Genomic DNA, 26,013 nt, shown 5'->3' with positions numbered 1-26,013 from the left:
CTAATTATACCAGATAAGTAGAACATCTGCAGTACATTATGCAAAACAAGAGCTGCTGGAATTTCCAGCAGCTCTTGTTTTTAAGCGTTTCCTACAGTAAACCCGCCTGAGGCCTCTTCAGACTTTGTACCCTCTGCAAAGTTGTCATCTTTAAACTTGAGATTTTGTACGGTGTCAAACCTCCTCAGGAGATTTGTCAGCTCAGCAAGGTGCTCTTTTTCTTCATCCCTTATATGCGATAAGATTTCCTTGATTTCAGGTATATCAATGGAGTCTATATGATACTGGTAGTTGTCTATTGCATCAATCTCCCCGGCAATATCTTCTCTCACCCAGATGAGGAACTGTTCTAAACCCTCGGTCTTGTAACCGCTCCCTTTTACATCTCCATTTCCGTATGCCATTTCTATACCTCCCCCTTATACTTAAGAGCGACAATGCTCTCAGGATTTTTGACCCTCAGGCCTATTATTTCAAATACTCTGAAGTAGTGGTTCATATCTGTAGTCTCAAGGAATGATGTTATCATGTCCTGGCCTATGACAAGGTCCATGTTCTGACTGCCGGTGGATACGATAAATCCATCGTTGTCTTTTAATACAGGAGATTGGTATATCTTAACACCAAGATTTTCTATTCTTTCAGATTCTAGATACGGGGTGTCTTTATATGTCTTGTTAAGCGCCGCATATAGTACAGGACTTACCACAAGCACGTAAGGGCCGACCATATACTTGCTTCTCAAGAGGGCCAGAGCATTCACAATATCATCGTATGCACTGCCGTCCTGCCAGTTGCTTATAGCGTATTCCAGTTTTCCATTGGCATTAAGTATACCTTCTATGCCCCTTGAATCATCTCCATAAAAAATCAGCTTATCCTCTTCTGCTGCAAGGAGGGTAGCGGCATATGAAGCCCTGTTGGTGTCCAGGGGGAGATTATTTTCTTCAAAAAACTGTATGTCTCTCCACGGGTATACAAAATCCCTGTACAGGGTGTTTAATGGTATAAAGGTCTTGCCACTGCTGCCTATTATGTTGCCTTCGCCTTCTACCAGCTTGTCCTTTGGCACAACAAATGTACCTGCTCCTACAGGGCCGAAGAGTGGGATAAACTTTCTTCCTACCAACACCGTCTTTGCAGCATTTACTACTGCCGCATCAATGGAAGCCCACTCCTCCGTAGAGAACGGTGAAGCTCCTCTGGACAAATAATCAGCCATATTCATACCTCCCTTTTATATTTATTCAATACTGCTGCAGTAGACCCGTAATGACATGGCACTAACATTAGAAAACCTGATACACGTTTTAACATAAAAATACTATTGTTTTTATTTTTCGAGGCATATATGCTAATAGATTTATATTTATTCGTAAGACCTATTCCGCAACTTATTATAAAGTACCATCGACTGCTTCAATGTTATATGCCATGTTATTAAGTTTTACAGCAGCATTTTGTTTATATTAATATTATACCACATTTAGCGTTGTTTACCTACAAGTCATTATTATTTAATATCTTAATTATTTTATGTGTTAAATGCAAATTCCAACTAAAATACTTGTATTTCTGTCGTTAATATGATATAAAATAAATAGGAATTCATAGTAAAATACTTGGAATTAGGATTGAAAGGAGAAGTATATGGATAAAATGCTTTTAGAGGTCAAGGATTTGAGAGCGAATGTAGATGGAAAAGAAATCCTTAAGGGGATTAACCTTAGCATAGGCAGGGGTGAAATACACGCCATAATGGGACCCAATGGGAGCGGCAAGAGCACTCTTTGCAATACTATTATGGGAAACCCATCCTATAAAGTTGAAGGTGGCTCTATCCTGTTTGAGGGAGAAGATATAATAAGTATGAAGGTGGACGAGAGGGCAAAGCGGGGTATATTCCTCTCATTCCAATATCCTGAGGAGATAGATGGCATTACCTTGGAGAACTTTTTAAGGACAGCACTGAATACTGTTACCGGTAAAAATCAGTCCATACTTGGATTTAAGAAGCTCTTGAAAGAGAAGATGCAGCTTTTAGAGATGCGGGATGAATATGCAGAAAGGTATCTCAATGTGGGTTTCTCAGGTGGTGAGAAAAAAAAGGCTGAGATATTGCAGATGGCAGTACTAAACCCAAAGCTTGTAATGCTGGATGAGATTGATTCGGGGCTTGACATAGACGCATTGAGGATAGTGGCTGAGTCTATAAAGAAGGTAAAGACAGAGGATATGTCAATCCTTATAGTGACACATTATAACCGCATACTGGATTACCTGGAGCCTGACTTTGTACATGTACTGATGGATGGCAGGATAGTGAAGAGTGGGGACAGCTCTTTAGCCAAAGAGCTGGAGGAGACCGGCTATGAGGCATTAAGAGCAGAAGAGCTCATCTAAAAGGGAGTGAGAGCATGGCTAAAACTGTAATAAATGATATAGACTTTTCCAGATATAACATAAAGGCAAAAGTAAAATACAGGCATAAGACAAAAAAGGGCCTCACACGGGAAATAGTAGAGGAAATATCATCTCTCAAGAGCGAACCGGACTGGATGAGGGAGTTTCGCCTGAAGTCCTTGGAGATATATAACAGCAAGCCAATGCCTGCGTGGGGTGTGGACCTGAGTGAACTCAATATTGATGACATTGTGGCATACATCAGTCCGGACGCCGAAAAGGCAAAGACGTGGGATGATGTACCCAAGGATATAAAGGAAACCTTTGACAGACTGGGCATACCCGAGGCAGAGAAGGAGTATCTGGCCGGTGTTGGGGCGCAGTTTGACTCAGAGGTGATATACCATAATATAAAAGAGCAGCTTGGGAAGCAAGGGGTCATATTTGAGGACTTCGATTCAGCCTTAAAAAAATATCCTGATATTATAAGGGAGTACTTTATGAAATGTGTACCGCCAACCGATCATAAGTTTGCCGCGCTTCATGGTGCCATATGGAGTGGTGGGAGTTTTGTCTATGTGCCAAAGGGGGTAAAGGTTGAGACTCCCCTGCAGGCATACTTCAGGATGAATGCGCCAGGGACAGGCCAGTTTGAACATACCCTCATCATAGTTGATGAAGGTGCAGAAGCCCATTATATAGAGGGCTGTTCAGCACCTCAGTATTCGGTATCCAACCTCCATGCGGGTTGTGTGGAGTTATATGTGAAGAAGGGCGCCAAGCTCCGTTACTCGACCATAGAGAACTGGAGCAAGAATACCTATAACCTGAATACCAAGAGAGCACTTGTGGATGAGGGAGCCAGCATGATATGGGTGTCCGGGTCATTTGGCAGCAAAAAGACCATGCTTTATCCAGCATCCATATTAAGGGGAGAGGGTGCTTCCTCTGAATTCACCAGTATTACTTTCGCAGGTAAGGGCCAGCACTTAGACACGGGATCCAAGATGATTCACTTAGCCCCCAATACCTCTTCCAAGGTGGTATCAAAGAGCCTGTCAAAGGATGGCGGTATAACCAATTTCAGGGGGCTTTTGAAAGTGGGACCCATGGCCACAGGAGTAAAGACTACAGTGCAATGTGAGGGCCTTATGCTGGACGATATATCCCGTTCTGATACCCTGCCCATAATAGAGGTGCAAAACGACTGTGTGGATATGGGGTATGAGGCAAAGGTAGGCAAGATAAGTGACGACAAGATATTCTATCTCATGAGCAGGGGACTTTCAGAGGACGAGGCTAAGGCAATGATAGTCAAGGGATTTGTGGAGCCTATATCCGGTTCACTGCCGTTAGAATACGCTGTGGAACTAAACAGGCTCATAAATATAGAGATGGAAGGCAGTATAGGTTAGGAGGTAGGGGAATGGCAAAACTGGTGGAGAGCAGCTTGATGGAGAAATACAGGGAGACAAACCAGAAGACATATAGTGAACTTGACATGCCAAACTGGAAGAGGTTAAAGTTGGATGGCATTGTAATTCCAGAGTTCAAGAATTATGATAAAATGGAGATAGAAAGTAGAGATGTATCGGTCAGAAATATAATGGACGTTTCCGACGATGAGATTGGAGAACTGGTTCAAGACAGGGCATTTGGTGTAGACCCTAAATTCACAGCCATGGCAGGGGCATACTTTAATACAGGTGCATTTATCAAGGTGCCACAGGGGTTTAACAGCAAGAAACCTGTAATGGTTAATTATATGTCGTCGGGCGATGTCATCATAGACCATAATGTGATCATAGCGGAGCCTTTCAGCAGTGTGGATATAATAATAGGCTATAATGGTGTTACGGAGGACTATTCTTTCCATAATGGCATAACAATGGTTGTGGCAAAGGAAGGTGCAAAAATAAATCTGATAAAGCTTCAGAGACTTTCAGATGCATCATTTAATTTTGACTCAATAATAGGGATAGCCGGCAGGGACTCATCGATAAACTGGACTGTCATAGAGATGGGCTCGTATAAGAGCGCGGTAAACTATACATCATATATGGAGAATCCAGGCTCTGAGAACATGGCAAAGGGCATATTCTTTCTTGATGGTAAGAGAGGGTTGGATATGTCATTTAAGGTTTACCACATTGCACCAAATACAGTGAGTGATATAGATATAAGGGGGGCACTAAAGGATGAGGCCTATTCAGTGTTCAGGGGCGACCTGGATATAAGGAGAGGGGCAAAAAAGTCTAAAGGCAATGAGAAAGAGAGTGTGCTTCTCCTGGACAGGTCAGTAAGGTCTGACGCCATACCTGCCCTGAAATGTGCCGAGGAGGATGTGGAGGCCGGACATGCTGCCAGTTGTGGTGAGCTCAATGAAAATACACTTTATTATATGATGAGCAGAGGGCTCAGCCTTGATGAGGCCAGGATGCTTCTGGTTGAGGCCAGTTTCAACCCTGTGATTGATGTTATACCTGACGATGAGATTAGAGAGTCTGTAAAGGAAGCTGTTAAGAGGAGGCTTATAAGGTGATAGATGCCAGAAAGATAAGGGATGACTTTCCAGTTCTGCAGATAAAGCCCTATGGGAAGAACTTGATATATTTTGACAATGCGGCCACCACGCAGAAACCGGAGTCTGTCATAAAGGCTATAGAGAATTATTATTCATCTATGAATGCCAACGTCTACAGGAGCGCTCACTACTTGAGCGGCCTGGCCACCAACGCCTATGAGCAGGCGAGGAACAGGGTGGCTAAATTCATCAATGCAGGTAGTGAAAGCACTGTTATATTCACCAGGAATGCCTCTGAGTCTATAAACTTGGTGGCATATACGTGGGCAATGGAGAATATAGGCGAGGGAGATGAAATAATACTGAGCGTGGCTGAACACCACAGCAATATGCTTCCATGGCAGATGGTAGCGGATAAGAAGGGCGCCAGACTGAGATATGTCTATTTAGACAAAGAGGGCAGGCTGGATATGTCCTCTTTTAGAGAGATGCTAACAGGCAAGGTAAAACTGGTGGCGCTTCAGCATGTCTCCAACGTGTTGGGGATCATAAACCCCGTTGAAGAAATTACAGAGATGGCTCACAAAGCAGGTGCCATGGTCCTCATAGATGGAGCCCAGAGCGTGCCGCACATGAAGGTAGATGTAAAGAGCATAGGCTGTGACTTCTTTGCCTTTTCGGGGCACAAGATGCTGGGCCCTATGGGTATTGGTGTCCTATATATAAGAAAAGAGCTCTTAAGCAGTATACCCCCATTCCTGAGAGGCGGCGAAATGATTGACGAGGTCTACGAGGACAGGTCTACCTTTGCAGAGCCACCTTTAAAATTTGAGGCCGGTACGCCCAATGTAGAGGGGGCTGTCGGACTTTCGGCTGCCATAGAATACCTTGAAGGCATAGGGTTAGACAATATCCGCAATCATGAGTTAGAGCTCACACAGTATGCCCTGGAAAAGATAAGGGAGATAGACTCGGTAGAGATATACGGGCCCCTGGACACAAGAGACAGGGGAGGGGTCATATCCTTTAACGTGGCTGATATTCACCCCCATGATGTCTCCACTATACTGGACCAGGATGGGATAGCCATAAGAAGCGGACATCACTGTGCACAGCCCCTTATGAGATATTTAGGTGTACCGGCCACATGCAGGGCAAGTTTCTATATCTATAACGACAGAGAAGAAGTTGATGCCTTTATAGAGAGCTTGAAAAATGTGAGGAAGTGGTTTAAATGGAGCTAAATCAGCTTTATTCAGAGATAATACTGGAGCATTATCAGAATTCACCAAATAAGAAGAAAATGGAGGATGCCGATATAGAGGAGAAGGGCCACAACCCACTCTGTGGCGATGTCATCACCATCTACCTGAAGATGGATGGAGATGTCATAAAGGACGCCTCATTTACAGGCCAGGGGTGTGCCATAAGCCAGGCCTCAACATCCATGCTCATAGACCTTATAAAAGGCAAAAAGCTTGAGGAAGCTAAAAAACTCATACAGGAGTTTACGGACATGCTCTATAAGAAAGATGTGAACCTGGATGACCTGGGTGATGCCCAGGCCCTTGCCGGGGTAGCTGACTTTCCAGCGCGTGTGAAATGCGCCCTCCTGCCGTGGAAGACACTGGAGGAAGTTGTCGAAGAAAAAGAAGAGGGAAAATAAGTAGGCGGTTAAATACTGGTGCGCCTGACAGGAGTCGAACCTGCGGCCTTCTGATCCGGAGTCAGACGCTCTATCCACTGAGCTACAGGCGCACACTACATACTATAATATCACAAATTCACTTGAGGTTCAATTGCTTTAAATATACAACCTTTTGTTGGGCATTGGTTACTTGATATGTTTAGATAAGACGAAGACAAACTCTTACAAAAAACAGGGGTTATAAAGACTTTTAATAACTTGAAATGCAGTAAAGATAAAGGTTTCAAGTTATGCAAAGGCTTAATTTATTAAATATAATGGGAGGGATAGATATGGCCATAGCTGAGGTTGTAATAGTACCACTTGGTACAGGCTCTACAAGCCTTTCCAGCTATGTGGCTGCCTGTGAAGATGTACTGAGAAAAGAGAAGGATATAAGGTATCAGCTCACGCCCATGGGTACAGTAATAGAGGGTGACGTTCATAAGATTGTGGATGTGGTTATGAGGATGCATGAGGTACCCTTTGAAAAGGGGGCATTGAGGGTCTCTACTACCCTCCGTATTGATGACAGGAGAGATAAAGAGGCCACCATGGAGCAGAAGGTGATATCAGTACTGCGAAAGCAGGAGGTTTAAGGATAAAAGTTACTTATTTGTTATTGAATATTGTATTATAGTGTATTATAATAAGTGTTGAAAATTTAAGAGACTGTGTCCGCTGGGGGAGCGTTATGCTGAGATCGTAGAGTATTCTACGGACCCCTTGAACCTGTCCAGGTAATGCTGGCGTAGGGAAAGCGGGTTTCCGCCGTAACCTACAGGTTGCGGTTTTTTATTTAGCGGCACGGCCTCGAAAGGAGGCTTTTTTATGTTAAACTATCTTGCATCAATATTTGGTGATTTTGCAGAGATCCGTTCTGCAACCATTGCTGTTCTCTTAATACTGGTAGCTGCAGCGGCTTTGTTCCATTTCTACAGGGACAGGCTCAAGTTTGACACAAGGACCATCGTGTATGGAGGAGTCTGCATAGCAATTTCATTTCTTCTATCCTATATCAGGTTTTACCACTGGCCGCAGGGAGGGTCTATAACCCCCGGCAGTATGCTGCCGCTCTTTATATATGCATACTATTTTGGACCGGTTGCGGGTATCACGGCAGGAGCTGCATACGGTATACTTCAACTCATACAGGACCCGTATATACTTCATTGGGCACAGGTGCTTTTAGACTACCCACTGCCCTTTGCAGCGCTTGGCCTGGCCGGATTTTTTAAGGATAATTTCAGGCTGGGAATACTGGTAGGGGGCTTTGGGAGGTTTTTCTTTCACTTCCTCTCCGGTGTTATATTTTTCGGTTCATATGCGCCTCCGGGGATGAGCCCTTTTGCTTACTCCATAGCGGTCAACGGGTCCATAATAGGCACGGAGGTTGCCATATGCTTTGCAATATCACTTATACCCCAATTTTATAACGCTGTCCAGAACCTCAGACGCAGTATAATAAGAGCATAAAATGCTGTAGCACGAAGTACCGCCTCAAAGAGAGGCGGTTTTTGTATCCATGGTCTTCTTGTATACATAAGATAATGTCAAATACTAAACAAAATGAATAAGCAAAATTGATTTTTATTTTTTAAAAATGCAGGAATTCCCGCTACAATGTAGAATATATAAAGTAGAATACATAAAAAGGAAAATAATTGCTTTGACGGGGTGCATACAGATGGGAAAGGATGAATATCTGGACTTGTTAGAGAAAAGACACAGTGTCTATTATGATGTATACAGAGACCACGAGCTGGATGGCCAGCTTCTAGATATATATGCAGAGTTTCATATGAGGAATGAGAGGTACTTTTTGATAGATGTGCTGGATGCATACGAGACCCATGAGTACAGGCTCGTGAAATATTATGAAGATCTAAGGCTTGATAATGCAGCAGAGTTTGGCACATGGTTGAAAGAGCAGGTCGAGGTCCTCATTAAACCGCATACGGAGCATATGTGCACCATATTGACTGGAGTAATGGTAACTGACAGAGGTATTAACAGGGATGTAGAGAAATTTATCAAAAGTTACAGGTATACAAGATACTACATGTTTGGGATAAAAGGATGGGGAGAAATAAGGCTTTTAGCTGTTGACCTTGCTTCCAATAGGGTGGCGGCAAACAGGAAGGGAAGAGAGGTGATAAAGGATTTTATGATTCCGATGCCAAAGCCCAATTATTTATAATAAAGGGAGGGAAATGTTTTTATGAGTGCAGTAATTTTGCTTGTAGGTGCTATTATTCTACTCGTATTGGCTTATATCTTTTATGGCGGTTGGCTTGCAAAGCAATGGGGACTTCAGCCGGACAAGGATACACCGGCACACACCATGTATGATGGAGTGGACTATGCCCCGGCAAAGGCGCCTGTCCTTCTGGGCCATCACTTTGCCTCCATAGCCGGTGCAGGTCCTATAAACGGGCCTATCCAGGCTGCCATATTCGGCTGGGTGCCAGTAACACTCTGGATTCTTATAGGCGGCATATTCATGGGAGCGCCCCATGATTTTGGTTCACTTCTTGCATCATTGAGGCATAAGGGCAAGTCCATAGGTGATATCATAGAGGTGAATGTTGGCTTGACAGCAAAGAGGCTGTTCCTTTTGTTTTCCTGGTTGACACTGGTACTTATAGTAGCAGCCTTTGCAAACATAGTTGCCGATACCTTTGTTGCAACACCGCAGGCAGCTACAGCCTCTCTCTTGTTTATACCCCTTGCTGTAGCCTTTGGCTTTAGTGTATACAGGAGAAATGCGTCACTTGGCTTGAGTACCGTGTTGGGTGTGGCAGTTTTGGTGTTATGTATATGGATAGGTTATATAGCCCCGCTGTCCCTGCCTAAGACCACATGGATAATCATCCTTGCTGTATATATTGTAGTTGCTTCTGTCATGCCCGTGTGGATACTCCTGCAGCCAAGGGACTACTTGAACTCTTTTCTTCTTTATGGAATGATGATTGGCGGTGTTATTGGTATACTGCTTTATAACCCGAGGATTCAACTTCAAGCGTTTACAAGCTTTAAGGTGGGTACGCAATATCTATTTCCGATGCTGTTTATCACCATAGCCTGTGGTGCTATATCGGGTTTCCACTCACTGGTGGCCTCTGGTACCACAGCAAAACAACTTGACAGAGAAGGAGATGCCAAGGTAATAGGCTATGGCTCGATGCTGATTGAAAGTGCTCTGGCCATAATTGCAACGATAACCGCTGCATACCTTACGGGGGATAAATTTACAGAGCTTATGAAGTTTGGTCCCACTAATGTATTTGCTGATGGATTAGGTACATTTATGACTAGCTTTGGTGTAAATCAGGTTGTAGGGAAAACATTTGCTGCATTGGCTGTTTCTGCCTTTGCCATGACTACACTGGATACAGCTACAAGGCTTGGAAGGTTTGCTTTCCAGGAGTTCTTTGAGAATATATCAGAGTCTGGAGAGATAGTGGTATCTTCTAACCCTGTGGCAAAATTCTTTAGTGACAGGTATGTTGCCTCTATAATTACAGTGGTACTTTCAGTAGTTCTTGCGTTTACAAGCTGGAAGGTTATATGGCCTATATTTGGTGCTGCTAATCAGCTCCTTGCAGCAGTTGCGCTGCTGGCTGTGGCTGCATGGCTTGCCAATGCAAGGAGGAACAATACTATGCTTATAATCCCTATGATATTTATGTTCATAGTTACTTTGACAGCCCTTGCACTTTTGATTCAGTCTAATATTGCCTCTGGTAACTATATACTGGTGGTATTTGCTGTCCTGCTGTTTATCCTAGCTATACTATTAATACTTCAGACCTATGGAGTACTTACTGGCAAGAATAGAAAGGAAGGTGTGGCAAGATAGACAAAGGGCCTGCCGAGAGGCAGGCCTTTTGCATAATAGTTTAATCACAAGATAACACCCTTAGGCGTAATATGAAAATAGCTTTATAGTAAATGGGGTGTGCAACTTGGAGTTTATGGTTATACTTGCCCTGGCATTGAGCATAGATAGCCTCTGCGTCGGCCTTTCGTATGGTATGAGGGGGATTGCCATCCCCTTTGTGCCGCTCTTGGCCGTCAGTTTAATATCCAGCATGGCAACATTTATAAGTATGTATATTGGAAGTGGCCTGGCCGTTTTTTTAAATCCACAAGCTGCAAAGATGCTGGGCGCCATTATATTGATAGGGGTTGGCATATACGTCTTAACATCAGCGATAAAGGAGGGGCAGGCAGGCCAGAAAGAAGCTGAATTGCTCACTATCAGGCTGAATTTTATAGAAATAACAGTAAAGGTTATTGAGCAGCCATTGAAAGCCGATCTGGATAATTCTGGCACCATAAGCACTGTGGAGGCAGCCTTCCTTGGCATAGCTCTGGCAATGGATGCCTTTGGAGCCAGCCTTGGTGCCTCCATGGAAGGTATGCCGCTTGTCGGGCTTCCTGTGGCGGTTGGAATTTTTAATATGTTTTTCCTACATTTGGGTGTATATATCGGGAAAGGGGTAACAGCAGCAAAGAATGAAAGGCTCAAGTACTTACCTGGTATTATCCTGATACTGCTGGGGTTTATCACAATGTTTTAATGCTTTTATTCAGCAGGACCTGTTTTTTTAGCTGGCCTGTTCTGGATACATAATTTAAAAGCACATTTGACAGGATGCCTGAAAAACGGAAGTTGGACAAATAAAGAAAGGTGGAAAATATGAAGCAGGTTTTAATTAATAAAAAATTATTGGGTTATACCCTGCAAGCTCATTGCAGGGTGTTTTTGTAAGAAATATGTTTTCTGCTGATGGTAAAATTTTATCAGTGAGTGCTGTATACTTTTTGACCGTCAATCGGTTATATATTATGGAAGGCTGATGTAAGTGAACTTTGGCTGCTGCAGCATGCTGAATAGGGGGTGAGGTATGAGTGATAAAAGCCTGGAAGAACTCCTTATTGATGAGATAAAGATAGTATTTAAGTTTCTGCTCAAAATGGGTGTTTCCATAGAGGATGCTGAAGATATTGCTCAGGAAACCCTGTATAAGGCACTAAAATATATTGACTCTATTGACAGCGACAGGGTCAGGGCATGGCTGTTTAAGGTAGCTATTAACGACTATTATACAATATATGGCCGGAAGAAGAGAAGGCAGGAAATAGACATTGACAATCTGGATGTTATCGGCATGTTTACTAAAAGTGCTGAGGATATCTTTTTAACCAATGAAAAGGGCAGGGAGATAAAAAGCACCCTTGCCATGCTGCAGCCTGAATACAGGGATTTACTTGTCTTAAAGTATACCATGAATTTTTCCTATAGAGATATTGCCGATGTCTATGGGTACAGTGAGGATAAGGTAAAGGTCTATCTTTACAGGGCCAGAAACAGATTTAAACAATTGTGGGAGGCGAGATGGCTGAATGAAAGACAAGAGGGAAAATAATGACAGGGATGTTGATGAGATCTTTGAGGGATTTAAAGAAGATAAGCTTAAAAAGGCCGTAAGAAAGGCGAAGTTTTACTCTATAGTGAGAAATGTGATTATCAGTATAATTGTCGTGTGCTTGATGTCTGTTGCTGTGATATATTTCGGCCAGGCAATGGCGTACGAATATGAAACGCCCATTCAGATTGCTGTGTCAGAATTCTATTATATTTCGGCGCCAAACACCTATATAGGAGAGGTGAGGAGGTACCACAGCCTGTTTGGCGGGCGGGACGAATATGCGACATATAAGATACTCAAAGACAAGATTGTATATACAGGCGAAAAGAGCTATGTATACGGGCCGTTTAAATCGGACTACGGGGATTTGATAGGTACAGAGTCGCCGATAATTTTTGGCACGAGTTATGATACAGATGATTTGAAATATAACAAGTACAATGTGCTTGGCCAGAGGGAGATGGTTTTTTATTACCCGTATATAAAATATCAGGATTATAAAAATGACCTGAGCCTGCTGGACAAGATAGGTCCGGATAAGTATATGGAGATGGCGCTTTCTTTTGACAGGGCATATAGCATTGATGAGGTCAGGAAGATGATACCTGAAGATGTCACAGTGGCATGGTACTGGGTTGACGACCAGAGTGATGAGGAAAAGGAGGAATCCAAGCCGCGTAAGATAAAGCAGGAAGGCACAGGGGAAATTGTTGATGTACCTGCCAGCGTGCGGTCTGAAAGGACGGCATACGGCATTAAGGCGTATGATGAAACTGGTAAAGAGATACCCGACCCTGTCTCCCGGTTTGTAGGGGCGCTGGAAAATGGTAAAGAGTATGACACAAGATATAAATGGGAGTTTACAAGGGTCTTTAACAATATCGCCGGCAAGGATGGCAAGATAACGGAGAGTGACATCAGGGTGCAGGGTGTTGTGGTTACAGGTGATAGTAATAGTTTAAAATCCTTATACAACCTATCGTTTATAAAGGCATCTTCTCTGGGTGTAGTAACAGACAGGTATTAATGGCAAAGGGAGTGTCACAGCGCTACTGTGAAGTGGTCTGCGATACTCCCTTTAGTTTATCTTTGAATTACTTATGTCTGATTGTGGCCTGGGCTGCTGCTAATCTTGCTACAGGTACCCTGTATGGTGAGCAGCTTACGTAGTTTAAGCCTGCCGTGTAGCAGAAGTCTATTGACCTTGGGTCTCCACCATGCTCGCCGCATATACCCAGTGACAGGTTACTCTTTACAGAACGTCCCTTGTCATGAGCAATTTTTATGAGCTGGCCTACACCATCCGCATCCAGTGTCTCAAACGGGTCGTCCTTTAATATTTTTTTCTCAATGTACTGGAAGAGGAACTTGTGCTCTGCGTCGTCACGGCTGTATCCAAATGTGGTCTGGGTAAGGTCGTTGGTACCAAAGGAGAAGAAGTCTGCGTACTCGGCTATCTGGTCTGCTATTAATGCGGCCCTTGGAACCTCTATCATTGTACCAATTTTGTATTCAAGTTTGATACCCTCAGAGTCCATGATCTCCTTGCCTATGTTTACAGCCATCTCTCTTAATCTCTTCATTTCTTCCTGGGTGCCCACCAGAGGGAACATAATCTCAGGTATAACGTTAACACCCTGCTTTAAAAGGTTTACCGTGGCATTGAGTATGGCCCTTATCTGCATCTCATAGATTTCAGGGTATATCATGCCCAGTCTGCATCCTCTGAATCCCAGCATGGGGTTGAATTCTTTCAATACGCGGACATTCTTGAGCAGTTTTTCAGTCTCTTCTATCTCTTCTTTTGACCCATTGGTGAGCTTTAAGGTATTGAGTTTTAATGCAAGTTCCATCTCGTCGGGCAGGAACTCATGTAGCGGTGGGTCTAAGAGCCTTATGATGACCTCGTATCCTTCCATGGTCTTTAGCATAGCCTCAAAGTCTCCCTGCTGCATTGGCAGAAGCTTGTCTAAGGCAGCTTTTCTCTCCTCATGTGTCTGGGCCAATATCATCTCCTGAACAACAGGGAGCCTGTCTGTAGCCATGAACATGTGTTCCGTGCGGCAAAGGCCGATACCTTTGGCTCCAAAGTTTCTGGCCGTGGTAGCGTCTACAGGTGTATCAGCGTTGGCCCTAACACCTATTTTTGCAACTTCATCGGCCCATGTGAGGAGTTTGGTAAACTCTTCTGAGAATGTGGGGTCAACGAAGTTTACCTCGCCAAGTATTACGTTTCCTGTGGTCCCGTCTACTGTGATGATATCGCCCTTCTTTACGGTGATGTCTCCCACTGTAAAAAGCTCACGGTCCAGGTCTATCTTGATGCTTTCGCATCCGCAGATAGCGGGTTTGCCCATGCCTCTTGCAACAACTGCTGCGTGGCTTGTCATACCGCCACGGCTTGTCAGGACTGCTTCTGCGGCGGCCAGGCCGTGTATATCATCAGGGGTGGTTTCAGGTCTTACCAATATAACCTTCCTGCCCTCCTCATGGGCCAATTTCTCAGCCTCATCGGCATCGAATACAACCTCACCCATTCCTGCACCGGGAGATGCTGCCAGCCCCTTGGCTATAACCTGATATTTGGAGTTGGGGTCAATCTGCCTGTGCATTACCATGGATATCTGTTCGGGTTCTACCCTCATGAGGGCTGTCTCTTTGTCAATGATCCCCTCTTCGCAGAGGTCAACAGCTATCTTGATAGCAGCCTGAGGTGTCCTCTTGCCGCTTCTTGTCTGCAGCATATAGAGCTTGCCTTCCTGGACGGTAAACTCGATGTCCTGCATGTCCTTGTAGTGATTTTCAAGGGTCTTAGCCACATTTAACAGTTGCTCATATACTGCCGGCATCTCATTTTTTAATTCGGCTATGGGTTTGGGCGTCCTTATGCCTGCAACCACGTCCTCGCCCTGGGCATTTATCAAGAATTCACCGTAGAATACCTTTTCCCCTGTAGACGGATTCCTTGTAAATGCAACTCCTGTACCTGAGTTGTTACCCATGTTTCCAAATGCCATCATAACAACGTTTACAGCAGTGCCCCAGTCATCCGGTATTTTATTCAGTTTTCTGTATGTTATGGCCCTCGGGGTATTCCAGGATTCAAAGACAGCGTTGATGGCCATCAAGAGCTGCTCTTTTACATCCTGCGGGAACTCTCTCCCTGTATTTTTCCTGACTATTTCCTTATACCTCTTTATGAGTTCCTGCAGATTTTCGGCGGTCAGGTCAGTATCCAGCTTTGCCCCGACCTCCTCCTTCAATTTCTCCAGTTCGCCCTCAAACAGGTTGATATTTACGTGCATAACCACATCGCTGAACATCTGTATGAAGCGGCGATAGCAGTCATATGCAAACCTTGGGTTGCTGGACTCTCTGGCCAGGCCCTCCACTGTCTGGTCGTTTAAGCCCAGGTTTAATATGGTATCCATCATACCGGGCATGGATATCCTTGCACCGGAGCGCACTGATACCAGCAGGGGATGTTCTGGGTCACCTAACTTTCTTCCTGCCTTTTCCTCCAGCTTTGCCAGATACTCCATTGTCTCGTCTATAATTTCCTGAGGCAGTTTTCCATTATTTTGATAGTAAATGGTGCATGCCTCTGTGGTAATGGTAAATCCAGGCGGTACAGGAAGACCGATGTTGGTCATTTCGGCCAGGCCGGCACCCTTGCCGCCGAGAAGCTCTCTCATAGAGCCATTGCCTTCTTCAAACAGGTAGACATACTTATGAGCCATTGCTATGTAACCTCCTTTGGTTTCTTTAATTTTATATAAAGCGCAATTGCGCTTTTATACGTTTTTAATCTTCAAATGGTCCAGTATTATCTGGGCTGTCTCTTCAACAGCTCTGTCAGTGACATCTATCTTCAGACACCCAAGGCTGTCCATTATGGACTCGGCATATTGTATCTCTTTTTTTATCCTCTCCATTGTTGCATATGAGGCATTGCTCTCAAGTCCCATGGTCCTAATCCTTTCTGAACGTATATTGAAAAGTTTGTCTGGAGAGATAGTGAGTCCTATAACTCTCTCGGGTGGCACCATAAGAAGTTCCTCAGGCGGTTTGACTTCTGGTATAATAGGGATATTAGCCGCTCTGATACCCTTGTTGGCTAAATACATGCATAGTGGTGTCTTGGAGGTTCTGGATACGCCTATTATTATGACATCAGCTTTTAATAACTCCTCAGTCTTCAGGCCGTCATCGTGTAAGAAGACGTACTCCATGGCGGATATCTTCCTGGAATATTCCTCGCTCACAGGAGACTGCCCTGACCCATTAAAGTCGTATTTTAGGAAATCTATTATATATTGCAAAAGGTCAACCGCTTTGATACCGCTTGCAGCACACTCATAAAGAAGGGTTTTCCTGAGGTCGCTTAAAATTATTGCCGAAAGTATAATGGAATCTTCTACCCTTGCACGGGAAACGATGTCCTTTATCTCCTGTATATCTCCAACATAAGGGACCCTTTCTATAGTAAAGCTCTGCTTTAATTGTTCAGAAGCGGTTTCCACAAGGTCTCTTACAGACTCTCCTGAAGAGTCAGACACTATATATATCTTTGAGCCAGCCATTGATAACCCTTCCATATTAAGATTAAAATCTATCTTATATTTTATCAGGAATTGGCCCTTAAAGCAATGTTATCATCAATTCTTAAATAGTATAACACTATTTTTTTCTAAAAAAAGACTTATTTAAACCCCGGAGCTTAAAGACGGCGTGAATTTCTTTAGGACTCCAATCCAGAACAATGTATTGCAGGCTTCATTCAAAGACTTGTAAACTTCTTTATCTTTTATTGAAAAGACAACAAGCAGGGTCATCAGCATTATGCCATTTATACCGTTGTTATTATCTCCGGGAAGCTCAGTAAGATAGTTTATCCTCGTTGACAGGGCCAGTATATCACCGGCACCGTATATGGCATTACTGTAGACTTCTGAGGTCAGTACTGAGTATATGAGCAGGAACTTGAAAAAAGAATAATTGACATCAGAAACAGGACCCATTTTGATACCCCCGTTTTTTATAATATATTATGAATTTTAATTTCTCCGGGCTACTTTTTGGGTAAAATAAATGATGTATAATTATATAGAGGAGGCATTTTATGACTGCACCACTTTTTGATGGTTTATTAAGACATATTGAAAAGAACACCATCCCGTTTCATATGCCTGGCCACAAGCAGGGCAAAGGAATTTTAAGGGCAGATGAGATAAGGGAGAACATCTTTAAGATAGACCTTACCGAGCTTCCTGATACTGACAACCTTCACAATGCAAACGGCATAATCTTAAAAGCAGAGGAGCGGGCAGCCAGGGTTTTTGGTGCTAAAAAATCCTTTTTTCTGGTAAATGGCACTACCGGCGGTATTTATGCCATGATGCTGGCCACACTTCAGCCCGGTGATAAACTTTTAATAGAGAGGAGCTGCCATAGATCCTCATTCGGCGGCATGATTTTGTCGGGAGTAAACCCGGCATATATCGAGCCGACTGTGGACTGGGAAGATGGCATATCCGTAGGGGTAAGCCCCGAAAGCGTGGAGCGGGCTCTGTTAGAGAACAGGGATGCCAGAGCTGTGATGGTGACATACCCCAACTTTTATGGGCTGTGCATGGATATAAAGGCTATTGCTGATGTGGTACATCGTTACGGGAAAATACTTTTAGTGGATGAGGCCCACGGGGCACATTTTAAGTTTCATGAGGACTTTCCGATAACTGCCTTGGAGGCCGGGGCAGATATGGTGGTACAGAGCATACATAAAACATTGCCGTCTTTTACGCAGAGTTCAATACTCCATGTGGGAAGCGACAGGATAGATATAGACAGGCTTATATTTGCTCTGCGCCTTGTGCAGACTACCAGCCCCTCATATATCCTGATGTCCTCCATCGACCTGGCCATAGAAGAGGTGGCAGAGCACCCGGAGCTGATGGAGGAGACAGTAAGGCTTTCACGCCTTGCAAGGGAAAGACTGGCTGACACAGAGGGCATAAGGGTTATAGACGAGGACATTACAGGGCGCTATGGAGTAGCCTGTATAGACCCGACCAAACTGGTAATCAATGTTAAGGGCCTTTATATGACAGGACACAGGGCTGAGGAAATATTACTGAAAGACCATAATATACAGGTTGAGCTTTCCGATATGTATAATATACTGTCTATGATTACTATTGGAGACAGGGAAGAGGACATCATAAAACTGGTAAATGCGGTAAAATCACTTAGAAAAAACGGGGAAAATAAAATAATACCAACAACCTTCGACTATAAGGTACCGGAAATAATTTTTAATCCACGGGACGCTTCATTTATGCCTAAAAGGAAGGTCGCTTTAGAAGAGGCGGTGGGCAGGATAGCCGGTGATTTCCTTATACCTTATCCTCCGGGCATACCCTATGTGGCACCGGGGGAGACGATTACAACCGGTATTGCTTTAGAAATAAAGGAACTGGTAAGGAACGGCGTGGAGGTAATCGGCTACGACAATGGCTATGTGACAATCTTGAATATTTAGGGGGATAACAAATTGGGTCTGTTTATTAGCTTTGAAGGTGTGGATGGGTGTGGGAAATCCACTCAGATAATGATGCTTGAAAAAAGCCTGGTTGATATGGGATACCGGGTCGTGGTAACCAGAGAGCCTGGAGGGACTCCACTTGGAGAGAAGATAAGGCAGATACTTCTGGATAAAAGCAATAAAGATATAGAGCCGCTTACAGAGGCCTATCTATATGCAGCCAGCCGTGCACTTCTGGTGAGGCAGGTGATAAGGCCTGGCCTTTCTAAGGGTGACTTTATACTTGTTGACAGGTATGTGGACTCGAGCTTAGCCTATCAGGGCCAGGCCAGAGGTATTGGCATTGATGTAGTGGAGGCAATCAATACCCCTGCAGTGGATGGTTTGTTTCCAGATATTACCTTCCTCCTTGATGCTCCGGTGGGGGAGCTCATGGGCAGGTCCTCAAAAGTACCTGACAGGATAGAGGAAGAAGGGGAGGACTTCCAGGAAAAAGTCAGGGAGGGTTATCGGATATTGGCGGACAGATACAAAGACAGGTATATAATTCTTGACGCCATGAAGGACAGGTTTGAACTCCACAGAGAAATAATGGAGCATGTACTAAAAAAGTTTAAGGGTGATTAAAGTATGAAGGTAGAGAATGTAAAGCTCAACAGGGTCAGTACTACCATGACAGTCAGAAATAAAAACTCTGGCAATAGTTTCAAGGACAGTCTTTTAGACGCAGAGGGGGAATTTGACCGGGAGAGGTTCAAAAGAATTATGGAGGATATAGATAAAAAATCTCAGGAGCTCAAGAAGACGCTGGATATAAAGAACCTGATGGAATATAAAGAACTGGTGAGAAACTTTTTGAAAGAGGCCCTGTCAGCTTTTGCAACGTCGAAAAAGGATTATCTGGACTATAGGGGCAGACACAAGATTTATGTTATAATAGAAGAAGTCAATGAAAAACTGAATAAACTCACCGAAGACTTTATGGAAAAAGAAAGAGATACCATAGAGACCCTGAGAAAGATTGATGAAATAAGGGGGCTTCTGGTAGATATATATGACTGAGGTGCGATTATGGGTTTTAACAATGTCTTGGGGGCAGAACACATATTTAAGATATTTATGAGGGAAGATAGCCTTTCTAATGTATATATAATTAACGGCGAGAGGGGGTCGGGGAAGGGCCTGGCCGCTAAGGAAATAGCCAAATACTTAAACTGTACTGGCAAGGTAAAGCCGTGCGACTCCTGCAGGAATTGCAAGTCCATTGAGGCTGGCTCATTCCCTGACGTCTATACCCTCACGCCGGCCAGGGCCATAGGGGTTGACGACATAAGGGATATCATAGAGAGGTCTGTTGTAAGGCCATACACATCACGATATAAGGTCTTTATAATAGATAAAGCCCATACAATGACCGGTGAGGCACAGAATGCCATTTTAAAGACATTGGAAGAATGTGAGAGTGATAACATATTTTTACTCTTAGCTGATTCTATAGATGCCCTTTTACCTACAATACGTTCGAGAGCACAGGCACTAACGATAAAAAGAGCTGGCGAGGAAGAGCTAATTAAACTTCTTGTCAGTAAATACGGTACTGATAGAGACACTGCTGCGTTTGCTGCCAGGTTTTCTAAGGGTGTGGTAGGCAAGGCGGTAATGTTGTTAGAGCCAGAGCATATCGCATTTCGCCAGGAGGTATTTAATATTATAGAAAGGTTGAGACATATAAGGCCCTATGAGGTTTTTGATTTATTTGACACTCTAAAGCCGGATAGGGAGTCCTCAGGAGAAGTATTGGATATACTGGAATCATTCTTTAGAGACCTACTTTTGCTCAACCACGGAAAAGAGAAACTTGTAATCAATGTAGATAAGTTACCATATCTCATGACTTACGGAGAATTTTCGGATGATAGGCTCATTAATATAATAGAACGTATCGAGGATACACGCAGGTTTATTTCATGTAATTCCAATATTCAGTTAGCTTTTGACGTATTGTATATAGATATACTGGGGGTGTGATTTTGGTAAATGTCGTTGGAGTCAGGTTTAAAAAGGCAGGGAAGATATATTACTTCGACCCTGTTGATATAGATGTTCACAAGGGATGTTATGTAGTTGTAGAGACATCCAGAGGTATTGAATTTGGCGAGGTGGTCATAGGCAAGAAAGAAGTGCCTGAGGAAGAGCTTGTCTCCCCACTAAAGCCCATACTCAGGATAGCGACTGAGGAGGATATACTCCATCAAAAGGAGAATGAGGCACGGGCTAAGGAGGCCATGAAAATCTGCCTGAACAAAATAGAAGAGCACAATATGGAGATGAAGCTCATAGATGTGGAGTACACCTTTGATAACAGTAAAATCATATTCTATTTTACTGCTGATGGGAGAGTGGACTTTAGAGAGCTTGTTAAAGAACTGGCCTCCATATTCAAGACGAGAATAGAACTCAGGCAGATAGGGGTAAGAGACGAAGCCAAGGCCATAGGCGGGCTTGGACCGTGCGGCAGGCCTTTGTGCTGCGGCTGTTTTCTTGGCGATTTTGAGCCTGTATCCATAAAGATGGCAAAAGATCAGAACCTTTCCTTAAACCCGACAAAGATATCAGGTCTCTGCGGCAGGCTCATGTGCTGCCTGAAGTATGAGCAGGATGTGTATGAAGAGGCGAGGTCATGCCTTCCAAAGGAAGGAAGCATTGTCCTTACGCCCAGGGGAGAGGGGGAGGTATGTGAAATAAACGCATTAAAAAAGACTATAAAGGTTAAAATAGTAAATGAAGAAGGAATAGAATTGTCATATGACTTCAAACCCTGTGAGATTACAGTTATAGTGCAACCTGAAGGAGAAAACGATGCGTAATTAAAAAGAGCGGCAATATACCGCTCTTTTTAATTATGTTTATAATGTGGCTGTACCCGGTTCCCAGTTAACAGGACATGCTTCGCCTGACTGGAGCGCAGCTAATACCCTTAAGACCTCATTTACATTTCTGCCTATAGCAGGTTCATGGATTACCGTATACCTTATCTTTCCATCCGGGTCTATAATAAATGCTGCTCTTAAAGCTATACCGGCATCATCCAAGAGGATCTCATAATCTCTGGCCATAGTCTTATTGTAGTCGGAAATAAGAGGGAAATCAATCCCGCCCAGTTCTTTTATCCAGGCGTTGTGAGAGTAAACACTGTCAGTGTTAGCGCCTAAGACCTCGGCGTTTAATGCCTTAAATTCATTCAATCTCTTATTGAACTCAGGTATTTCTGTGCTGCATACTCCTGAAAAATCAAGGGGATAGAAGAACAGGACCACCCATTTGCCTCTATAGTCCGATAATTTTATATCACCTTTGGTGCTGGGCAGATTAAAATCTGGAGCCATCATCCCTGGAACCAACATACGTATCCCTCCTAATTATTATCAATGGAAAATTATTATCTGTAACTATAATAACCTACTTAAGAGGAGAAATCAACACATTCCAGGGGAAAATTATAAATTATAAATTAATACTGTCTCGCAGCGGGCTCTTTACATTATCCTCATTTTTCGTACTGGAGAAATAGTCAAGGGCCTCTTCAACTCTGCCCATCCTGTAGTAAAGGTTGCCCAGCGCCTCTCCGAGGGCGGCCTTCTCCTTTTCTGCATCTATGTTGGCTATAAAAGACTCTGCTCTCTTGTATGAATCCTCTGCCTTTACATATTCCTGCTGAGCAGCGTAAACGTCGCCAATGAGCCGGTTTATCCTGCATCTTTCCTCGAGGAAATTGGGATTTTCTGAAAGCAGTTTATCTGCCCTCTCTAAGTATTTGAGGGCCTGATTGTAATTACCCTGCAAATATTGTATGCGGCCAATTTCAGTAAGGTTAAATGAAACGTAGACCATCTTGTTGAGCTCTTTGTATATCTCCATACTCTTTTCAAAATTTTTCAGGGCAAAGTCATACTGTTTCATGTCAATGTAAATGTACCCGAGATAGTTATACTCTTTGGCCACCTCTTCCTTTAATCCAAATATGTTGTTTACAAAAATTGCGCGTCTTATGTTTTTTATCGCATCCTTATATTCATTCAAATAATAGCTGGTAAAGCCAATCCCGTGATAGCATGAACCTATGTATTTCACCAGGCCGTGGTCCTTTGAATAATTCATGCACATCATAAAATAGTCTCTGGCTTTTACATAATTGTTTACCTTTATAAGCAGGTTGGCTATATTTAGAAGCATTTTACCCTTCAGGTCGTGAAGGTCAAGGTTATTCTTGTCTATCAGGTCGACACCCTTCTCAAGAGTCCTGAGTGCTTTCAGATGTCTTTCCATCATCCAGTATGAGATACCGATTTTGTAATATAACCAGGCTGCATATTTCAGGTTGTTATCGTCACTGAGTAATGTCCCGATAAAGTCGTCAAACCACTCTGCTGCCAGTTTGTAGTTTTCTGTTTCGATATAACAGCATATCATGAGGAACTTTGCCTTTATATATCTTGGGTCATTGGGGTCAAATTCATCTAAAAACCTCTCCAGTAGATTCTTAGCCTCGTTATAGGCCCCATTCCTTATAAGCCTTTCCGCCTCGAGAAACTGGACATAACTATTATCTAATTTTTTAATTTTTTCTAATAAATCTTTCTTCTCTTCATATTCGGGGTCAAGGAAATATGATAGTGGTACCTCCAGCACCTTACCTAAATAGGTGAGTGCCTTTACGGAGGGATATATATTTCCTACTTCTAATTGGCTTATATAGCCAACTGTGAACTCATTACCAGCTATGTCACGTTGTCTTAACCTGAGCTCTCGCCTTCTTTTTCTGATTCTACGTCCAATTTCTTTTGAGTCGATGATCATGTTTAAATCAATATCTTCCATGTTCATATTCTATCCCCCGTTTATACAATTATTTATAGTTATTATTATAACACATAATATAAATTATGGGAAAAATATTTTATTTCTATTGAAATTATTTTATTCTCTCTGTTACCATGAAGAATAATTTTGATAATTATAAAAATTGTGCATATGATAGTATTTGTATATTTATATTTAACAATTTAAATTTTAAGATTATTATTGACATATATATTGATTGGATATAAAATAATAATAATATAAGAATAAGGAAGGGAGATGTAAAAATGAGGGCAAAGCTAACCATGGTCGCAGTTTTATTGATGGTTGCACTGGCTATTTTCCCCGTAGTAAACGTGAAGATAGCAGGCCCAATCATTGTCCCCTACGAAAACGGAGAGGTTGCTGGACCCATCATTGTCCCCTATGGTGGGGGAGAGGTTGCTGGACCTATTATTGTCCCCTATGATGACAAGGAGTTTGCTGGTCCCATCATTGTCCCTTACGGTCCAATCATAACACCGTACGGTCTTGCGTAGCATAAAATGATAAATGCCGCCTATTCAGGCGGCATTTATCATTTTATGCTATAATATAGATTGACATTAAATCAGACTTTATCAGGAGAGGTATATATGAGAACAGTTGATGACCTTCAGTACAACGGACTTAAAATTATACAGGACAGGGATGGTTTCAGGTTTGGCATGGATGCGGTGCTTCTTGCCAATCTTGCCCCTGTAAATGGTGTCAAAAAAGCGCTGGACTTGGGGTGTGGTAATGGCATCGTGCCAATACTTCTGGCTGGCAAAAGAGGGGTTGAAGAGGTTTTTGGCATTGATATAAACGAAAAAGAGGTGGAAATGGCAAAAGAGAGCGTTAAAATCAATGGCCTGTCTGGTGTAAAGATAATAGCGGGAGACTTGAGGAATATACAGGACTATTTTGAATATGAGTCCTTTGACCTTGTAACAGCAAACCCGCCTTATTTGAGGGTGCAAACAGGGGATATGAGTCCGAACCCTATGAGGGCTGCGGCGAGGCACGAGATTTACTGTACCTTGAAGGATGTGCTCAATGCTGCCTTTAAGGTTTTAAGATCTGGTGGCAGCTTGTTTATGGTGCACAGGACGGAGAGGCTTGCAGAGGTCCTTGGGGAATGCAGGAATAGCAGGCTGGAGCCCAAGAGCCTCTATATGGTGTATCCGAGGATAAACGACAGGCCCAACCTCTTTCTGGTACGCTGCGTTAAGTGCGGTTCACCAGACATGATTGTAGAAAGACCTATAATTATATATAATAGTGAAGGGAATTACACTGAGGAATATCTGAGGATATATTATGGTGGTGAAGGGGATTGACAGGCAAACTCTACATTTGTGCTACACCCATCGGCAACCTCAAGGATATAACATTAAGGGCCTTAGAGGTGCTAAAAGAGGTGGATGTGATTGCGGCTGAGGACACAAGGAATACCATAAAGCTCTTAAACCATTACGATATACATAAGAGGCTTATAAGTTATCATGAGCATAATGAGGTTACTGCCTCAGAAGAAATAATAGGTATGCTCTTGGAAGGGAAAAATGTGGCCTTGGTAAGTGATGCGGGTATGCCCGCTATCTCTGACCCTGGGGAGATTGTAGTGGAAAAGTGCATTGAAAACGGCATACGGATAGAGGTACTGCCGGGACCGTCGGCCTTTACTGCGGCACTGGCACTTTCTGGCCTTGACACACGGAGGTTTTGCTTTGAGGGTTTTTTGCCCCGCAAGAAAAAAGAGAGGGATGAAATCCTTGAAGAGCTAAAACATGAGGTGCGTACCATTATTATATATGAGTCTCCACGTAGGGTTATGGGCACATTAAGGGATATAAAGGATGCACTGGGTGAACGAAATGTATCGGTAAGCAGAGAGATTACTAAGGTATACGAGGAGACCTTCAGAGGGACAATCAGCGAAGCGATTAAATATTTTGAGGAGAAAGGCACCAGGGGTGAGTTTGTGATTGTCGTAGAGGGTGCAGAAAAAGAAAAACCTCTCCTGGGGATTGACTTTGCCAGAGGCCTGGCCAGGAGGTACATGGACCAGGGCATGAAAAAGATGGATGCGATTAAACTGGCAGCGAAAGAAGCCGGTGTCACCAAAAGAGAGGTCTATGATATTTTTAAAGAGGTCTAAGCCTCTTTTTTTAATTCGTCCAGACAGTCTTTGCAGATGTTCTTACCTTTATAGTTTACCACATCTTTGGCGTTGCCGCAGAATATGCAGGCTGGTTCATACTTTTTTAATATAATCTGTTCTCCATCCACATAAATTTCCAAGGCATCTCTTTCTGCAATGTTTAAAGTCCTTCTAAGCTCAATTGGTATTACTACTCTGCCCAGTTCATCTACTTTACGAACTATTCCCGTTGATTTCATGTTTCTTCCCCTCCAAATTTCGACAAAATTTATATTTTAAGGATACCAGATTTTACAAATAAAGTCAACATTTTTTTAATGTAATTTAATCTCATAATATGCGCAAAGGGCTCATATGGTTTCCATAGGAGGT

28 protein-coding genes, 1 tRNA gene and 1 riboswitch are annotated in these 26,013 nt (G+C 43.2%); of the genes, 20 read left to right on the top strand and 9 right to left on the bottom strand.

Features of this window, described 5'->3' with window-relative positions:
• Positions 1–80: 80 nt before the first annotated feature.
• Positions 81–404, bottom strand: coding sequence for a ferritin family protein (locus FWJ32_RS06625; protein ID WP_149545177.1), 324 nt, complete (start codon positions 402–404; stop codon positions 81–83).
• Positions 405–406: 2 nt separating this feature from the next.
• On the bottom strand, positions 407–1,222 hold the full coding sequence (locus FWJ32_RS06620) for a family 1 encapsulin nanocompartment shell protein (protein ID WP_162523543.1): 816 nt from the start codon (positions 1,220–1,222) through the stop codon (positions 407–409).
• A 428-nt stretch (positions 1,223–1,650) separates the two neighbouring features.
• Between FWJ32_RS06620 and sufC the strand changes: the two genes are divergently transcribed.
• Genes sufC through sufU form a run of 5 tightly spaced genes read left to right on the top strand, consistent with a single transcriptional unit; the run spans position 1,651 to position 6,593 of the window.
• Positions 1,651–2,403 (top strand): Fe-S cluster assembly ATPase SufC, encoded by a 753-nt coding sequence (sufC, locus tag FWJ32_RS06615; RefSeq protein ID WP_149545175.1) that lies wholly within the window; start codon positions 1,651–1,653, stop codon positions 2,401–2,403.
• A 14-nt stretch (positions 2,404–2,417) separates the two neighbouring features.
• Complete coding sequence (gene sufB, locus FWJ32_RS06610) at positions 2,418–3,818, top strand: Fe-S cluster assembly protein SufB (protein ID WP_149545174.1); 1,401 nt, start codon at positions 2,418–2,420, stop codon at positions 3,816–3,818.
• Between the two features lie 11 nt (positions 3,819–3,829).
• A complete protein-coding gene (sufD, locus tag FWJ32_RS06605; protein ID WP_149545173.1) occupies positions 3,830–4,945 on the top strand; it encodes a Fe-S cluster assembly protein SufD in 1,116 nt (371 codons plus the stop codon).
• On the top strand, positions 4,942–6,171 hold the full coding sequence (locus FWJ32_RS06600) for a cysteine desulfurase (protein WP_149545172.1): 1,230 nt from the start codon (positions 4,942–4,944) through the stop codon (positions 6,169–6,171). The genes sufD and FWJ32_RS06600 overlap by 4 nt, the downstream gene beginning before the upstream one ends.
• A complete protein-coding gene (gene sufU, locus FWJ32_RS06595) occupies positions 6,162–6,593 on the top strand; it encodes a Fe-S cluster assembly sulfur transfer protein SufU (RefSeq protein WP_149545171.1) in 432 nt (143 codons plus the stop codon). Before FWJ32_RS06600 ends, sufU begins: the two co-directional genes overlap by 10 nt.
• A 16-nt stretch (positions 6,594–6,609) precedes the next feature.
• Here sufU and FWJ32_RS06590 read toward each other — a convergent pair.
• Positions 6,610–6,685, bottom strand: a tRNA-Arg gene (locus FWJ32_RS06590).
• A gap of 222 nt (positions 6,686–6,907) precedes the next feature.
• On the opposite strand from FWJ32_RS06590, the gene FWJ32_RS06585 reads away from it, so the two are divergent.
• The 7 genes from FWJ32_RS06585 to FWJ32_RS06555 all read left to right on the top strand — a co-directional run bounded on the left by FWJ32_RS06585 (position 6,908) and on the right by FWJ32_RS06555 (position 13,079).
• Positions 6,908–7,213, top strand: a complete 306-nt coding sequence (locus FWJ32_RS06585) for an MTH1187 family thiamine-binding protein (RefSeq protein WP_149545170.1) — start codon at positions 6,908–6,910, stop codon at positions 7,211–7,213.
• 74 nt (positions 7,214–7,287) lie between these two features.
• Positions 7,288–7,390, top strand: a riboswitch (TPP riboswitch).
• A gap of 55 nt (positions 7,391–7,445) precedes the next feature.
• Entirely contained in the window at positions 7,446–8,090 is a 645-nt protein-coding gene (gene thiT, locus FWJ32_RS06580; RefSeq protein ID WP_149545169.1) for an energy-coupled thiamine transporter ThiT, read from the top strand.
• Between the two features lie 211 nt (positions 8,091–8,301).
• The gene (locus FWJ32_RS06575; RefSeq protein ID WP_149545168.1) at positions 8,302–8,814 is read left to right on the top strand and encodes a DUF8052 family protein; all 513 of its coding nucleotides are present in this window, start codon (positions 8,302–8,304) and stop codon (positions 8,812–8,814) included.
• A gap of 21 nt (positions 8,815–8,835) precedes the next feature.
• Positions 8,836–10,476 carry a carbon starvation CstA family protein gene (locus tag FWJ32_RS06570; protein ID WP_149545167.1) on the top strand — a complete coding sequence of 547 codons (1,641 nt, stop codon included), beginning with the start codon at positions 8,836–8,838 and terminating at the stop codon, positions 10,474–10,476.
• A 115-nt stretch (positions 10,477–10,591) separates the two neighbouring features.
• Positions 10,592–11,200: a sporulation membrane protein YtaF gene (ytaF, locus tag FWJ32_RS06565; protein ID WP_238988816.1), complete on the top strand. Its 609-nt coding sequence runs from the start codon at positions 10,592–10,594 to the stop codon at positions 11,198–11,200.
• A 327-nt stretch (positions 11,201–11,527) separates the two neighbouring features.
• Positions 11,528–12,049, top strand: a complete 522-nt coding sequence (locus FWJ32_RS06560) for an RNA polymerase sigma factor (protein WP_149545165.1) — start codon at positions 11,528–11,530, stop codon at positions 12,047–12,049.
• Complete coding sequence (locus FWJ32_RS06555) at positions 12,027–13,079, top strand: anti sigma factor C-terminal domain-containing protein (protein ID WP_149545164.1); 1,053 nt, start codon at positions 12,027–12,029, stop codon at positions 13,077–13,079. The genes FWJ32_RS06560 and FWJ32_RS06555 overlap by 23 nt, the downstream gene beginning before the upstream one ends.
• 67 nt (positions 13,080–13,146) lie before the next feature.
• Here FWJ32_RS06555 and ppdK read toward each other — a convergent pair whose 3' ends face one another.
• From ppdK to FWJ32_RS06540, 3 genes are all read right to left on the bottom strand, one after another.
• Complete coding sequence (gene ppdK / locus FWJ32_RS06550) at positions 13,147–15,792, bottom strand: pyruvate, phosphate dikinase (RefSeq protein ID WP_149545163.1); 2,646 nt, start codon at positions 15,790–15,792, stop codon at positions 13,147–13,149.
• Between the two features lie 54 nt (positions 15,793–15,846).
• On the bottom strand, positions 15,847–16,635 hold the full coding sequence (locus FWJ32_RS06545; RefSeq protein WP_162523542.1) for a pyruvate, water dikinase regulatory protein: 789 nt from the start codon (positions 16,633–16,635) through the stop codon (positions 15,847–15,849).
• Positions 16,636–16,758: 123 nt separating this feature from the next.
• Complete coding sequence (locus FWJ32_RS06540) at positions 16,759–17,073, bottom strand: hypothetical protein (RefSeq protein ID WP_149545161.1); 315 nt, start codon at positions 17,071–17,073, stop codon at positions 16,759–16,761.
• Positions 17,074–17,174: 101 nt separating this feature from the next.
• On the opposite strand from FWJ32_RS06540, the gene FWJ32_RS06535 reads away from it, so the two are divergent.
• Genes FWJ32_RS06535 through FWJ32_RS06515 form a run of 5 tightly spaced genes read left to right on the top strand, consistent with a single transcriptional unit; the run spans position 17,175 to position 21,463 of the window.
• Positions 17,175–18,593, top strand: coding sequence for an aminotransferase class I/II-fold pyridoxal phosphate-dependent enzyme (locus tag FWJ32_RS06535; protein WP_149545160.1), 1,419 nt, complete (start codon positions 17,175–17,177; stop codon positions 18,591–18,593).
• A 12-nt stretch (positions 18,594–18,605) separates the two neighbouring features.
• On the top strand, positions 18,606–19,223 hold the full coding sequence (gene tmk, locus FWJ32_RS06530) for a dTMP kinase (protein WP_149545159.1): 618 nt from the start codon (positions 18,606–18,608) through the stop codon (positions 19,221–19,223).
• A gap of 3 nt (positions 19,224–19,226) precedes the next feature.
• Complete coding sequence (locus FWJ32_RS06525; RefSeq protein ID WP_149545158.1) at positions 19,227–19,658, top strand: YaaR family protein; 432 nt, start codon at positions 19,227–19,229, stop codon at positions 19,656–19,658.
• A 9-nt stretch (positions 19,659–19,667) separates the two neighbouring features.
• Positions 19,668–20,624 carry a DNA polymerase III subunit gene (locus FWJ32_RS06520; RefSeq protein WP_149545157.1) on the top strand — a complete coding sequence of 319 codons (957 nt, stop codon included), beginning with the start codon at positions 19,668–19,670 and terminating at the stop codon, positions 20,622–20,624.
• A 2-nt stretch (positions 20,625–20,626) separates the two neighbouring features.
• Complete coding sequence (locus tag FWJ32_RS06515; protein ID WP_149545156.1) at positions 20,627–21,463, top strand: PSP1 domain-containing protein; 837 nt, start codon at positions 20,627–20,629, stop codon at positions 21,461–21,463.
• A gap of 39 nt (positions 21,464–21,502) precedes the next feature.
• Here FWJ32_RS06515 and FWJ32_RS06510 read toward each other — a convergent pair whose 3' ends face one another.
• Together FWJ32_RS06510 and FWJ32_RS06505 are read right to left on the bottom strand one after the other, a co-directional pair.
• Positions 21,503–22,000, bottom strand: a complete 498-nt coding sequence (locus tag FWJ32_RS06510) for a peroxiredoxin (protein WP_149545155.1) — start codon at positions 21,998–22,000, stop codon at positions 21,503–21,505.
• Between the two features lie 100 nt (positions 22,001–22,100).
• Complete coding sequence (locus tag FWJ32_RS06505; RefSeq protein ID WP_149545154.1) at positions 22,101–23,480, bottom strand: tetratricopeptide repeat protein; 1,380 nt, start codon at positions 23,478–23,480, stop codon at positions 22,101–22,103.
• Positions 23,481–23,743: 263 nt separating this feature from the next.
• On the opposite strand from FWJ32_RS06505, the gene FWJ32_RS06500 reads away from it, so the two are divergent.
• The 3 genes from FWJ32_RS06500 (at position 23,744) to rsmI (ending at position 25,638) form a co-directional block, all read left to right on the top strand.
• Complete coding sequence (locus FWJ32_RS06500; RefSeq protein ID WP_149545153.1) at positions 23,744–23,995, top strand: hypothetical protein; 252 nt, start codon at positions 23,744–23,746, stop codon at positions 23,993–23,995.
• Positions 23,996–24,091: 96 nt separating this feature from the next.
• Entirely contained in the window at positions 24,092–24,817 is a 726-nt protein-coding gene (locus FWJ32_RS06495) for a tRNA1(Val) (adenine(37)-N6)-methyltransferase (protein WP_149545152.1), read from the top strand.
• Entirely contained in the window at positions 24,814–25,638 is an 825-nt protein-coding gene (gene rsmI, locus FWJ32_RS06490) for a 16S rRNA (cytidine(1402)-2'-O)-methyltransferase (protein ID WP_149545151.1), read from the top strand. Before FWJ32_RS06495 ends, rsmI begins: the two co-directional genes overlap by 4 nt.
• On the opposite strand, the gene FWJ32_RS06485 is transcribed toward rsmI, so the two are convergent.
• A complete protein-coding gene (locus FWJ32_RS06485) occupies positions 25,635–25,880 on the bottom strand; it encodes an AbrB/MazE/SpoVT family DNA-binding domain-containing protein (RefSeq protein WP_149545150.1) in 246 nt (81 codons plus the stop codon). The two genes, rsmI and FWJ32_RS06485, sit on opposite strands and share 4 nt — an antisense overlap.
• Positions 25,881–26,013: the final 133 nt, after the last annotated feature.

Origin of the sequence: Calorimonas adulescens (assembly GCF_008274215.1) — a bacterium.
GTDB classification, from domain to species: Bacteria; Bacillota; Thermoanaerobacteria; order Thermoanaerobacterales; family UBA4877; genus Calorimonas; species Calorimonas adulescens.
The sequence above is the reverse complement of the archived record's forward strand: the minus strand, read 5'-3'. Positions and strand labels throughout refer to the sequence as shown.